The sequence below is a fragment of the Gemmatimonadota bacterium genome (genome assembly GCA_039715185.1).
In the GTDB taxonomy this organism is placed as follows: domain Bacteria; phylum Gemmatimonadota; class Gemmatimonadetes; order Longimicrobiales; family RSA9; genus DATHRK01.
The window spans coordinates 1-13,167 of the sequence record JBDLIA010000017.1; the positions used below are offsets into that span (position 1 = coordinate 1).

12 protein-coding genes are annotated in these 13,167 nt (G+C 68.8%); 7 read left to right on the plus strand and 5 right to left on the minus strand.

The window, feature by feature from the left end; translation table 11 throughout:
- On the minus strand, positions 1–212 hold a 212-nt coding region (locus ABFS34_04955; GenBank protein ID MEN8374777.1), incomplete at its 3' end, for a hypothetical protein.
- Positions 213–427: 215 nt separating this feature from the next.
- On the opposite strand from ABFS34_04955, the gene ABFS34_04960 reads away from it, so the two are divergent.
- The 4 genes from ABFS34_04960 to ABFS34_04975 all read left to right on the plus strand — a co-directional run bounded on the left by ABFS34_04960 (position 428) and on the right by ABFS34_04975 (position 3,151).
- Entirely contained in the window at positions 428–1,318 is an 891-nt protein-coding gene (locus ABFS34_04960; protein MEN8374778.1) for a VOC family protein, read from the plus strand.
- Positions 1,315–2,295: a hypothetical protein gene (locus ABFS34_04965; GenBank protein MEN8374779.1), complete on the plus strand. Its 981-nt coding sequence runs from the start codon at positions 1,315–1,317 to the stop codon at positions 2,293–2,295. Before ABFS34_04960 ends, ABFS34_04965 begins: the two co-directional genes overlap by 4 nt.
- A 115-nt stretch (positions 2,296–2,410) precedes the next feature.
- Positions 2,411–2,881, plus strand: a complete 471-nt coding sequence (locus ABFS34_04970) for a hypothetical protein (GenBank protein MEN8374780.1) — start codon at positions 2,411–2,413, stop codon at positions 2,879–2,881.
- A 3-nt stretch (positions 2,882–2,884) separates the two neighbouring features.
- Entirely contained in the window at positions 2,885–3,151 is a 267-nt protein-coding gene (locus ABFS34_04975; GenBank protein ID MEN8374781.1) for a hypothetical protein, read from the plus strand.
- A 70-nt stretch (positions 3,152–3,221) separates the two neighbouring features.
- Here the strand turns inward: ABFS34_04975 and ABFS34_04980 are convergent, their stop codons facing one another.
- Positions 3,222–5,819, minus strand: a complete 2,598-nt coding sequence (locus ABFS34_04980) for a zinc-dependent metalloprotease (GenBank protein MEN8374782.1) — start codon at positions 5,817–5,819, stop codon at positions 3,222–3,224.
- 184 nt (positions 5,820–6,003) lie between these two features.
- Between ABFS34_04980 and ABFS34_04985 the strand changes: the two genes are divergently transcribed.
- Positions 6,004–6,963 (plus strand): homocysteine S-methyltransferase family protein, encoded by a 960-nt coding sequence (locus tag ABFS34_04985; protein ID MEN8374783.1) that lies wholly within the window; start codon positions 6,004–6,006, stop codon positions 6,961–6,963.
- On the plus strand, positions 6,960–7,928 hold the full coding sequence (locus tag ABFS34_04990; GenBank protein ID MEN8374784.1) for a hypothetical protein: 969 nt from the start codon (positions 6,960–6,962) through the stop codon (positions 7,926–7,928). Before ABFS34_04985 ends, ABFS34_04990 begins: the two co-directional genes overlap by 4 nt.
- 145 nt (positions 7,929–8,073) lie before the next feature.
- On the opposite strand, the gene ABFS34_04995 is transcribed toward ABFS34_04990, so the two are convergent.
- The 3 genes from ABFS34_04995 to ABFS34_05005 are packed head-to-tail and all read right to left on the minus strand — an operon-like array spanning position 8,074 to position 12,037.
- Entirely contained in the window at positions 8,074–9,063 is a 990-nt protein-coding gene (locus ABFS34_04995; GenBank protein MEN8374785.1) for a lysylphosphatidylglycerol synthase transmembrane domain-containing protein, read from the minus strand.
- A complete protein-coding gene (locus tag ABFS34_05000; GenBank protein MEN8374786.1) occupies positions 9,060–10,259 on the minus strand; it encodes an alkaline phosphatase family protein in 1,200 nt (399 codons plus the stop codon). Before ABFS34_05000 ends, ABFS34_04995 begins: the two co-directional genes overlap by 4 nt.
- A 32-nt stretch (positions 10,260–10,291) precedes the next feature.
- Entirely contained in the window at positions 10,292–12,037 is a 1,746-nt protein-coding gene (locus ABFS34_05005; GenBank protein ID MEN8374787.1) for a M20/M25/M40 family metallo-hydrolase, read from the minus strand.
- A gap of 9 nt (positions 12,038–12,046) precedes the next feature.
- On the opposite strand from ABFS34_05005, the gene ABFS34_05010 reads away from it, so the two are divergent.
- Positions 12,047–13,165: a hypothetical protein gene (locus tag ABFS34_05010; GenBank protein MEN8374788.1), complete on the plus strand. Its 1,119-nt coding sequence runs from the start codon at positions 12,047–12,049 to the stop codon at positions 13,163–13,165.
- Positions 13,166–13,167: the final 2 nt, after the last annotated feature.

The window sequence follows — 13,167 nt, forward strand, 5'->3', positions numbered from 1 at the left end:
AGGCCGTCGGCGATCCTGGTCACCACGCCGTCGGGTGTCACCCGCCAGACCGCCTCGCCGAAGCTGGAGATGTAGAGGAAGCCCAGGCGGTCGGAGGCCATCCCACCCAGGCGGCCCCATGAGCGAATGGTGTCCTGGAGCTGGAGGGTGTGCACCGACGCGACCGTCGGGACTGGCGCCGCCTGCTGCGCGATGGTCGCCGTTGGAGTCAACGCACATGCAAATGCTGCCAGGAGCCCCGCAGACCCGGGAGTTCTCATCGATCATCCCTTCTGGTGTCAGGCTTCGTGCCCCGATCCTACCCATCGCCTGCCTCCACGGACAACCTGGCCGATGTCAAAGTTGGGCAAGCATTCGCGCCCCGAGCTGGCCCGCGCGCAGATTGCTCGGGCTTGGAGGCGGCGAACCAAGGCGATGAGCTGACGCCATGACAAACGACTCCGAATGGGGCATCGCGTCGCCCAACCAGCTACCAGCCGAGACGCGGCTCGGTACCGTGCGCCTCCAGGTGTCCGACCTGGGCCGATCCGTCGAGTACTACGAAGCCGTCATCGGCATGAAGGCCCTGGCCGACGAAGGCAACTCCGTCTTGCTCGGCGCGCACGGCCACGGCACGCCGCTCGTGGAGTTGCGGGAGAGGCCCGGGGCGCGGCCCGTTCCTCCGCGCGGGAGGCTGGGGCTCTATCACTTCGCGATCCTGCTCCCGGACCGGGCTGCGTTGGGGCGGGTTGTGGGCCACCTGGAGAACATCGGCGTTGCGCCCGGCTCGGCCGATCATCTGGTCAGCGAGGCGCTCTATCTGAGCGACCCCGACGGCCTTGGGATCGAGGTCTATGCCGATCGGCCTAGAGAGAGCTGGCGTCGCCGGGGGCGTGAGCTGGCCATGACGACGGTAGCCCTCGACCGCGACGGGCTCATTGGCGCGAGCGCCGGCGCTCCGTGGAGCGGACTTCCCGCAGGCGCCGTCATCGGCCACGTCCACCTTCACGTGGGGGACCTGGTCGAGGCGGCGGCGTTCTACCACGAAGCCATCGGCTTCGACAAGACGACCTGGTCGTATCCGGGCGCATTGTTCCTGTCCGCCGGCGGCTACCATCACCACCTGGGCTTGAACACCTGGGCGCCTCCGGTGCCGCAGACCGAGGACGACGCGCGGCTGCTGGAGTGGACCGTCGAGTTGCCGACGTCCGAGGACGTGAGCGCCGCCGCGCGGGCCATCGAGGAGGCGGGTTACGCGGTAGAAGAGGATGAGACGGAGGCGATCGCGACCGACCTCTGGGGAACGCGGGTGAGGTTCGTCCCGATTGGCCCGGTGTGAGCAAAACCTCTCGCAGGCTGTCGACCCTGCTCTTGCTGGCTGTCTCGGTGGCCGCGTGCGACGGCGCTATCGAGCCCGAGGGCGTGCCGGCCGCCCCCCGCGGCGTGAGCGCTGAGATCCTGCCGTCGCTTGCGGGCAACCGGGTGACGATCGCCTGGGAGGCCGTTCCGGGGGCGACATCCTACCGGGTCGATGTCGGCTCGGCACCCGGCCTCTCGGACCTCGGCTCCCTGGGGGACGTCGCGGAACCGACCGCCGAGATGGATCTCGTCGTTGGCGAGGCGTTCATCCAGGTGGGCGCGGACAACGAGTTCGGCTCCGGCCCGGCGTCCGCGCCCGTCGTCGTTCACTCGCTCGACCTCAGGGATGTCGTCCAGGCCCTGTACCTGGGCAGCGGCCCGCTGTGCGAGATGGCCGACGGCGCTTGCGTGACCTTCAGCGGCGGTCGCTTCAAGGGCTTCCCGCTTGGGACCCACGTCACGGTTCGGATCTCTACCACCCTGGGCGACGAAGCGATCGCCGCCGTCGTCGAGTCGCTGGAACAGGTGGAGGACGCGACTCTCGGCCAGGTGACGGTCGAGTGGAGCGTCACCGAGGATCCAGACCCGATCCCCGGCCTCGACGAGGTGACCGGCACCCGACACCCGGATCCGCAGTCCGTCGGCTGTCCGTTCGAGCGCGGCTGCACGATCCACCAGTTCCGCACGTTCCCTGTCCTGGCGTCGAGCCGCGCGGTACAGAAAATCTCCAGCATCCAGGCCTTCCCGCACGACATCGTCGGGCACGGCATCCTGGGCATGAACCACATCGAGGGGCCGATCGCGTCGCTGATGGGTGGGCCGCCGCCGGTCTTCGCCGGGGCTCTGTTCCCGCGCCTCAGCCCCTACGATGCGGCGGCCGCACGGGCGGTGTACGCCTCCGGAGTCGAGCCCGGTGCGGGCAGGGCGACGTTCCAGTCCCTGGGGCTGGTGAAATGAGAGGTCACCAGCCGGGCCCAGTCGCCGCCGGACTTGCGTCGCCTTCGGCGCGGCCGACATCCTTGGCGCGCCCACCCCGAAAAGCTGCGTTCTTGTGCATGGAGAGGCACCCTCTGTGAACTGGGAAGCGATTGGTGCGATCGGCGAGAGCCTCGGCGCGGTGGCCGTCGTAATCTCACTTGCCTACCTGGCCGTGCAGATTCGCACGCAGAACGACGAGTCCCGACGCGCGGCGATGCACGAAATCTCGGTCGGCTTCCGAGAGAGCATCTGCACGTTCACGGACGCCCGAATGGCAGACCTTTTCACGAGAACAAACCGCGGCGACGACTCGCTCACGGATGCCGAGACACTCCAGCTGATCGTTGGGATTCAGCGGGTCTTCCGTGTTTGGGAAGAGGCCCATGGACACTACGTCCACGGCAGGCTGGCCCCGGACATATGGGAGGCCATGCTCCGGCAGTACGCGTCGTACCTGGCCGCTCCCGGATTCCAGATGGTCTGGCGCTTGCGCAAGAATTTCTACAACGAGGCCTTCCGCACCTTCGTCGACGAGCTGCCCCGCACCGAGTACACGATCCGCTGACCGGTGCCGACTTCCCCACCTGATGCGACCGGCTCGCCCCGCCCACACACCTTCCGGGAAGGCCTCGGCTGCGGCTTGCTGGTCATGGGCCTGCCGGGCCTGGCGATCGGCTTGATCGGCCTGCTAGGCCTGAGCGACCGGGTCGAGCTGGAGTTCTTCGGGATCGAGCTGAACAGCACGCCGGGCCGGTTCGTCTGGGTGGTGGGAATGGTGATCGCGATCGTGGTCGGAGTCGTCCTCCTGCTGCAAGGAAAGGGCCCCGCCGGCTAACGCCGACGGGACCCCTCCACGTAGGTCGCTGCGGTGCGCGGCCCGGCGCCGCGCCCCGTAGCCCCTTGCCCTAGCCTTCCGCTTCCAGGCCCGCGTCCAGTGCCTTCTCGATACGCGCGAGGGACTCGGCCAGGTGAGCCCGCGTGTACGCGCCGCCCGCCGCAGCGTTGCGGATACTGCCGCGCAGCTGCGTCAACTGCGCCCTCGCGACCGAGCGCGCGTCTGCCGGCGTGCCCTGGGCCGGCTCCACGATGAGGTTCGTCATGGCGTCCAGATAGGCGCGCTGCAGATCGCGCCGCGACGCGGAGATCGTCCGCGCCGACAGGTCGCTCCAGATTGCGTCCGTGAGCGCGCCGAACAGCTCGGGAATCGTGACCACGTTGGTGTAGCCGAACTTGGTCTCGCTGTCCCGGATCCGCGCCAGCCGGGCCGCGCCCAGGAGCTGGTTCAGCACGTTGGACTGGAGGTTCAGCGTGAGGGAGTGATAGGGGAAGTCGTAGCGACCGTTGATCGTGTTCGCCTGTCCCCAGCCGGACCGCCGTTCCGGTCCGATGCTCTGCAGCATCTCCTCACTCAGAGTCAGCGCGTCAACGGCGAACACCCTGTCGACCAGCAGCGCGAGCGCCTTCTCCTGCTCCGTCTTGGGGACGTTGACGAACGGCTGGCGGCCGTCGCCGAACCGGTCGCGGTTCATGTACTGCCCGCCGATGTACTTGACCGCCGGGGCCACCGCGCGCGCGTACTCGTTCATGAGCTGCCCCAACGCGCCCCGCATTTCGGCGTAGGGCGTGTTGTCCTCCAGGACGTACTCCGGCAGCCGCTCCCACATCCCGCGGATCAGCTCGCTGCGCTCCGCGCCCCAGGCCAACGGGTCGGCGCCCAGGTCGTACACGTTGATCGTCGGATCCAGCGCGCCCGGCCCGCCGGCCTCGGTACCGAACATGTGCTCCAGCTTGGAGACGTCGCGCGCCGCCGCGTCCGCCTCTTCCTGGTCGTTCGCGTATCCGTACGTGATCACCCAGCGGTCGTAGGAGCCCGGAGCGGAAGTGTACCAGTGCCCGTTGGCGCCGTTCGCGCTGAGGTTGATCGTCGGGTACTCCATCACCGAGCTGAACACGCCGTTGCGGCTCGTGAAGTCGGTGTCGTGAAGCAGCTCGTTGGGCGTGCTCGCCGACGAGCGGAAGTTGTGCTGGAGTCCCAGCGTGTGCCCCACCTCGTGCATCACCACCCAGATGGTGAACGCCTCCAGGATCTCGTCGGGCAGCGGGGCGCCCGGGTCCGCCTCGCCCTTCGCCGCGAGGAGAAGCCCGGCCAGCGAGCCCTGCGCCTCCAGCGCCGTGCCGAAGCCGGGCAGCTCCACGCCCGGCGCCTCGCCCTCCGGGGCCTCGAACGCGCCAACTCCCAGCGCCTGGTCGAAGGCCTCGGCCGCGGTCATGGGGTTCACCAGGTTGCGCCACGTGTTGCGGAAGCCCCTGAACATGTTGGCCTCGAACAGGATGTCCGCGTCGAGCGTCTCGCCGGTGCGGGGATCGACCTTCGACGGTCCGATCGCGCCGTATCCGGGCCGGTCGGACGTATTCCAGCGCAAAGTGGAGTACTGCATGTCGTCCGGGTCGGCGCCCTCCGGCAGGTCGCGCGCTTCCAGGGCGCCCTCCCAGCCGGCGGCCTCGAACGCCCGATTCCAGCGCTCCACGCCCTCCTTGAACCAGCCTCGGTACTCGTCGGGCACGTTGTGGTCGATGTAGTAGACGATGGGCTGGACCGGCCTCCAGCGATCGCCCACCTGCTCGCCGCGCTCGAGCCGCCAGCGGTTCACGTAGCGCCGGAAGAACGTGCTGTCTTCCAGGCTGAAGTCCTTGTGCACCGTGGTGAAGTTGCCGAGCCGCTCGTCGGCGAGCCTGCGCTCCATGGGCAACTCGGGCAGGCGCGCGAGCGTGTAGTGGACCGACAGCGAAATGTAGCGGCCGTCGGGAACAGACGGCAGCCCGACCGGCTGACCGGGCTTGAACGTCAGGCGCGTGCGGATGCCGACGTTGTTCTCGAAGCCCTTGGTCTCCTCCAGGAAGCTGCGGCCCTTGTCGAAGGAGACGCTACCGGGCTGACCCGTGCGCGTCCGCGCGACGAAGCGCAGCCTGCGGCTCACCCCCGAAAGATCGGACACGAACCATTCGGTCACGTCGATGACCGCCGCCGAGTCGGGCCGCGTGGCCTCCACCTTCGCGCTCTGCACGACCGAGGATCCCAGCGTGATGTCCACCGCGTCCTGTGCCCGCGCGTCGTCCGGGGCGCCGAAACGGTGCGGCCGCTGCATGAGGTAGAGCTTTTCCCCGTGCCGTTCCAGCGCCATCAGGTCCATCTCGAAAAACGACAGCGTGGTCCCGCCGAACAGGCCGCCGGCGCCGATGCCCTGGGCGACGCGCATGTCCATCAGGAAATCCTGATCGAGCTGCTCGGGCATGACCGCCAGGTACAGCTTGCCGTCCTTGCGGTACATGTCGAAGTAGCCCTCGATGTGCTCCGCACCGTCCACGAGCTTCTCGAACGGGTCCTTCTCTTCCTCGCCGTCGCCATCCTTTTGGGCGACCGCGACGGCGGGCGCCGCCAGCATGACGGCCAACGCCAGGGTCGCCTGGCGCATCCACCAATTGATGCCTGTCCTACGGGTCATTTCTTCCTCCGGTCTCAGCGCTGAGATCGTCACAGTCTTGGACGAGGTGCCGGGCGGGACAAGTCGGCAGGCGTCCGCCTCTCTGGATGCACTAATACCGATGACGGCGCGGGGGTTTGGGTTGCAGTCATGGTCGGCGGTGCGACACGTTGGTCCGCGGATCGCCACACCCTGGGAGGAGACGATGGCAAGATATCGAAGCGCACTCCCGCAACTCGGGAGTGATCTGTTTCTGACCGACGGCGGCATCGAGACGACCCTGATCTTCCACGAAGGTCTGGAGCTGCCGGATTTTGCGACGTTCCCTCTCCTCGGGACGGCCGAAGGCCGCGACGCCCTGCGCAAGTACTTCCGGGCGTACGGAGACATCGCCAGGCGATTCGGCGTCGGCGTGGTCCTGGAAAGCGCCACCTGGAGGGCCAACCCGGACTGGGCGGCGCGGCTGGGCTACGACGCGGCGGCGCTGGCCGAGGCCAACCGCGGAGCGATCGGCCTGCTGGAGGAGATCCGGGACGAATACGAGTCGGAAGAGACGCCGGTGGTCATCAGCGGCTGCGTCGGCCCCCGCGGAGACGGCTACTCGCCGGGAAGCACCATGTCGGAAGAGGAGGCGCACGCGTACCACCGTGAGCAGATAGACACGTTCGCCGATACCGCGGCCGATCTGGTCACCGCCCTTACCATGAACTACGTGGAGGAGGCGATCGGGGTCGTGCGCGCCGCCCGGGAAGCGGTCATGCCTGTGGTCATCGCATTTACCGTCGAGACCGACGGCCGCCTGCCGACGGGCCAATCCTTGAAGGGAGCGATCGAGCAGGTGGACTCAGAGACCTCCGGGTACGCTTCCTACTTCATGATCAACTGCGCGCATCCATCCCACTTCGAGCATGTCGTGGCGGAGGGCGGCGCCTGGGTGGGCCGCCTGGGGGGGCTGCGAGCGAACGCATCGCGTTTGAGCCACGCGGAACTGGACGAAGCGGAGGAGCTCGACTCGGGCGATCCCGTCGAGCTGGGCGAGAACTACGCGCGCCTCAAGGGGCTGCTGCCGGCGCTGACCGTGATGGGAGGGTGCTGCGGGACAGACCACCGTCACGTCGGAAGTATCGCCGAGCGCTGCGTTCCGCTGTTTCGGGTGTCTCCGTGACCGGCGCGGCCATGCCCGGCGCCGCCGCCACGCGCTCCGACCGACTGTGGACCGTGGCCCAGGTGGTCGCGTTCGCCGCCACCTTGGTGCTGCTGCTCGGCATGCTGCGGACGCCCGACACGGCGCTCGGCGTTCTCTGGAACGTCCTGATTCCCCTGGTGCCCGCGTCCCTGCTGATCTCGCCCCAGTTGTGGCGCAACGTGTGTCCGCTCGCGACCGCCAACATGGCGACCAACGGCCTGGTCGGAAACCGAATCCCGTCCGAGAAGGCCATGCGAGTCGCCGCCAGCGGCGGCATGGTTCTGCTGCTCGTTCTGGTACCGGCGCGCAGGTTCGTATTCAACACGAACGGCCCCGCGCTGGCGCTCACCGTCGTGGCGGTGGTCGTCGCCGCTCTCGTGCTCGGCGCCGTGTTCGACGCCAAGGCCGGGTTCTGCAACGCGGTCTGCCCGGTGCTTCCGGTCGAACGGCTGTACGGTCAACGCCCGCTGCTGCAGCTCGGCAACCCGCGCTGTCCCCGCTGCACGCTGTGCTCGGTGAAGGGCTGCATCGATCTGTCGCCCCAGAAGGCGGTGCAGGCCGCGCTGGGTCGGAAGGGGCGATCACACGGCTGGCTCATCACCCCCTTCGGGGCGTTCGCAGCCGGCTTTCCGGGCTTTGTGCTGGGGTACTTCCGCGCCGTGGACGGACCGCTGTCCAGCGCCGGGGCCGTGTACCTGGAGGTCTTCGCCTGGATGGCCGCGAGCTACATCCTGACGGTGCTGATCGTGCGCCTCTTCGGTGTGGGCTCGGACAGAATGATGCCCGCGCTCGCGGCCGCGGCGGCCGCGCTCTACTACTGGTTCGCGGCGCCCTCGCTGGCTGACTTCGCGGGACTGCCGCAGGGCGTCGCGGTGGCGCTCCAGGTAGCGTTCCTGACCCTGGTCGCCGTGTGGTACGGACGCGGGTTGAGAGCCCGCGCGTAGACCGGGAGGCGCTGGGGCGATCTGGGTCGGCAGGCGGCGGCGCCTGATCCTATTCGACTAGACCCCCCTTTTTCGCGATTCGCAACTCGTTCGAAATTCGAACGAGTTCGCATCTGCCTATTTGGGAGGTGCGAGCGCCTTGAAGCTACACACCCGCAACCTCATTGGAGCGGTGAGCCAGCGCGCGAAACCCCTCCAACGCCCCACCGACCGCTCCGACGGCCACGATCGTCCACGCGAACACCGACAGGGAAAAAGCGAGCGCCTGGCCTCCCGACACCCCGTAGGGTGCGAGCAGGGCGAACAAGGTCGCATCGCGCACGCCCAGACCCGCGACGGCTATGGGCAGCATGGCGGCCAGCATGGCGGCGGAGCGAACCCAGGCGATGGTCAGCAGGGAAACGTCCAGGCCGAGCGCCCACGCCAGCGCTTGATAGGCGAATACCCCGAACGCGTGGGCCACCAGCGACGCGACCGCGACGCCGAGCAGAACGCGACCGGGCACCCGCCGCGAGCGCGCCGCCACGCTCGCCAGGGCGAGCCTTTCGGGCAGGCGCGGTGCGAGCCACTCCGCCGCCTTGGACGCTCGCCTGCTCAGCAGCACGACGTGGGCGAGCAGCAGGATGACGAGCGCCGCGGCCATCACGGCGAGCGCGGCGCGGCCGTCGATCGGGTCCGCCAGCAGCCAGGCGGCCACCCCCACCGCGCACAGCGCCGCGGCGGCCGCCAACCTGTCCAGGACGAGCACGACCGCCCCGGCAGAATACTCTTCGCGCGGGCGCGCGATGCGGTAGTAGCGGACGGCCGCGGCGGCGACGTTGCCGGCCGGCAGAAACATCCCGTAGAACAGCGCCGCCAGGTTGATCCGGAACATCGCCGCAAGCGATGCCCCGAGCCCGAACGCGTCCGAGAGCAGCTTGAGGCGACCGGCCACCGCGAGCTGCGCGGCCAGGCTGAACGCCAGCGCCGCGGCGGCCCAACGCAGCTCGATCGCCCTCGTGGCGTCCACGATCGCGGACACGGAGACCGCGCGCAGCAGCAGGAAGAGGATCAGCGCTGCTGCTCCCCAACGCAGAAGCAGAAGCAAGCGCCCACGCCCGGGCCCACGCCCCGGCAGGAAGGACGTGGTCGTCACTCGCCCCGCGCGCGCGCCGCGAACATCGGCTTTCCCTCCAGGTGGTCCGGGGCAGCGCGCCCCAGCATCGACAGGACCGTGGGCGCAAAGTCGATCAGCCGGCCCACGTCGGTGGTCGGCAGCCACGCGCCGTCAGCCACCACCACCGTGCCACGTTCGGAGGGGTGATCCGGAAGCTGACCGTGGTTCGCTCGGTGGCGGGGATCCCGGCGGCGCGGACGCTGCTCGGGACTCGTCAGACCCAGGTAGAGGTTCGCCAGCGGCTGGTAAAAGTCGTGCGGGAAGAACGCCACGCCGTTGTCGGCGATCGCGTAGAGCTCGCCAAAGCTGGCGTCGGGAAAGCGCACGTCGAAGCGTGCCATCTCCTCCCAAGTGAACAGATTCAAACCGGGGACGCCGCTCAGCTTCGTCGTGACCGCAGCGCGCGCCTCGTCCGTCTCGAACCACAGGCGCGCCTGTCCGACCTCGATGAAGTAGTGGTAGTCGGTGGATCGCGCCCCCGATTCCCGCAGCGGCTCGGTGAGGTCGATCGTACTACGGATCAGCTCCTGCCCATGATCGACCAGGAGCACGAGCGTCACGGCCTCGTGTCGACAGCGACCGAGTAGCTCGCCCGCGAAATCGTCCAGCCGGCGCAGGTGCTCGGCCATGATGTCCGGCTGATCCAGGTGCCAATGGGAGAGCAGGTCCAGCGCGTAGAACTCCAGGAAATCCAGGTCCAGGCCTTCCTGGGGAAGCGAGTCGAGGAGTCGCGGCATGTCGCTCCAGTGCCGCGTGAACTGGTAGCGCGAGCGCTCCCCCACCCAGTCGAACAGCGTGCCCGATTCGGGACCGCTCAGATCACCTGACTGACGCCTAGTGTACTTGAATCGATGCTGCCGGAAGTGGCGGCGGCGGCGCCAGGGGATGGCCGCGAGATCGTAGCTGCTGTCGAGCAGGTGACGAACACATTGGATCGTCGTACTCACCACGTCAGGCACCGCCCCCAGGAGGCGGGTCGCTGCGTTACGCGACACACCGGAATCGAGGCTCACCTGCCACACGCCGTGCTCGTGGGGCCACACCCCCGTGATCAGCGTGGGGACCAACTCGGTCGACGGCAGCGTGCGTAGATCGACCGCTGGATACTGTCGGACAAAGCTCTGCAGGAAGGGAGTGGCCTCCGGCGTCACGCGCCGCAAGTCGAGGCCGGGCACGTACAGGACGAGGAGACGTGGACCGTTGCGGATCAGCGTCGACGCTCCAGAACCGCACGAAGGCTCACCGGCTCTCCGTCTCTGAGTACGACGATATCCACCGCATCGCCCGGCTCACTCTCCCGCAGGGCGTACGTGAAGGCGTACAGGTCGTCGATGTCTCGCCCCGCGAAGCTCACGATCACGTCGCCCTCCCTCAGCCCGGCCTTCTCCGCGGGACTGCCCTCGCGCACACCGGTAAGGCGGACTCCGCCCTCGATCGGGGTCATGTCGGGGATCGAACCCAGGTACGGTCCATAGCCGCTGGGCGCAGGCTCGTCGCCGGAGGCAGCGCCGTGCGGGTTGCCCGCGCCCCGCACCAGGGTAATCGCGGGCGCCGGCGCAGCCTCATCGCCCGCCAAACGGCGGACGACCTCGGCTACCAGCCCTGCCACTCGCTCGATGCCCTCGCCGTTGACCGAGTCCCAGTCGTCCGAGGGACGGTGGTAGTCGGCGTGCGTGTTGGTGAAGAAGAAGAGCACTGGGACGCCGGCGCCGTAGAAGGAGGAGTGGTCGGAGGGCCCAAACCCGTCGGCGACACGGGTGATGGATAGAGGCCTGTCCGTTGCCGAGTTGGCCGCATCCAGTATCGCGTCCCACTCCTGCGCGGTGCCCAGCCCGTGAACCGCAAGCGCCTCGTCCCGGAGTCTGCCGACCATGTCCATGTTGAGCATCGCCACGGCGCCGTCGATCGGACGCGTGGGGTGCGACACGAAGTGGGCCGAGCCGAGGAGCCCGCGCTCCTCGCCGCTGAAGGCGACGAACAGCACCGGCCGATCCAGCCCCGGACCCTCGCTCAGCCGCCGGGCGACTTCGAGCAGGGCGGCGGTGCCGCTCGCGTTGTCATCCGCGCCGTTGTGGATTTCCCGGGAATCGGGCGCCAGCGAGCCCGGGCCGCCGCGTCCCAGGTGATCGTAGTGGGCGCCGACGATGATCGGCTCGCTCGCCCGATCGGGGTCGTCTCCCGGCAGCAGAGCCACGACGTTCCTCGCCTCCGACATCGATGGTGCGGCGGCAACCGCGATGGACGCTTCGGCGCGGGCCGCGGCGGCCCGGCGAACGCTCTCGGCCAGCCTACCCGTGGCCGCGGCGGACGGAACGCCCACCGCCGGACGGATCTCGCTGCCGGGGTCGGGCAGAGGGATGGCGTCCGGGTACAGCAGGATCATGCCCGCGGCTCCCGCTCGCGCCAGGGACGCCGCCAGAAAGTGGGCGTCGACCTGGACGCTCCCGTCCACGCTGATCACGGCGATCCGCCCGTGGGCCTCTCCGAGCGCGACGTCGTGGGCGGCGTGCGGATCGGGCGGACTCACCACGCGCAGCGGAGCCGTGACGCTGCCCGATGCGCTGAATCCGAAGGGGGCCCAGCCCGCGCCCGCCGCTCCCGCGTCCGCGCCGGATATGACCAGCCGGGCCTCTTCGACCGCGGTGCCGGTGCGCACCGAAAACGACTGGAGCCAGGCGCCGTGGTCGCCGGCCGGAACCAGCCCCAGCGCCCCCAGCCGATCGGCCAGATAGGCCGCCGCGCACCGCTCCCCCTCGCTCGCCGCGGCGCGACCCTCCAGCGCGTCGTCGGCCAGGTATCGCACGTGAGCCAGGGCGCCTTTCGCGACGTCGGCGAACCCATCCGGATCGGGACAACTTTGCTGGGGTAGCGCTGCGTGCGGCGTGAGCGCCAGGAGAAGTCCGCCGACGAGCGTCGCCGCGGCCCCGCGAATGCTGATGTCCGAACCGTTCATGATCGATCGATGAAGAAGATTGTCATCTTTGTAGCCGCTTCCGTGCTGCTGACGAGCTGCACCGGCGTAGACGACCCGGCTACGGCGCAGGAGACGCCTGGCGCGACCGTGCTCGCTCACGGCCCCGGTGCCGCGTTCGTCGTGGGCGCGGGCCAACCGTACCCCGACCTGCCCGAGGAGAGCCACCTGCGCTCGGCCCGCCAGCTCACCTTCGACGGGGAGAACGCGGAGGCTTACTTCGCCTTCGACGGCGGCAGCCTGGTCTACCAGCGTACTCCGCCGGAGGGAGGGTGCGACCAGATCTACTCGCTGGACCTGGCTACGGGTGCTCAGGCCCTGGTCAGCACCGGCGGGGGTCGTACGACGTGCTCCTACTTCTATCCCGACGGCGAAAGAATACTCTACTCCTCCACGCACCTCGCCGGTGACTTCTGCCCGGCCCCGCCCGACTACAGCAGGGGCTACGTGTGGCCCCTCAATGAGGCCTACGACATCTTCGTGACGGACGGCTCGAGTCCGCTGGTGCGCTTGACCGACACCCCCGGCTACGACGCCGAGGCCACGTTCTCGCCGACCGGCGACCGCATCGTCTTCACGAGTCTGCGCGATGGCGACCTGGAGCTGTACTCGATGGCTCCAGATGGGTCGGACGTGACGCGGCTGACGCATCGAGACGGGTACGACGGCGGCGCGTTCTTCTCCCCCGATGGCAGCAAGATCGTGTGGCGTGCCCACTATCCGGAGAGCGAGGAGGGGCTCGCCGACTACTTCGCGCTGCTCGAGGACGGACTGATCCGGCCGTCGCGGCTGGAGCTCTGGGTAGCCGACGCCGACGGTGCGAACGCTCGCCAGCTCACGGCCAACGGCGCGGCCAATTTCGGACCCTACTGGCACCCATCGGGCGACTGGATCGTGTTCAGCTCGAACACGCACGACCCCGCCGGCCGCGACTTCGAGCTCTACGGCATCCGCCTGGACGGCGGCGAGCTGGAGCGCCTGACGTACTCGGAGGGCTTCGACGGCTTCCCGGTGTTCAGCCCGGACGGGCGGTTTCTGGTGTGGGGCTCCAACCGCAATCCGGCGCACGCTGGGAACACCAACGTGTTCATCGCGGAGTGGGTGGATTAGAA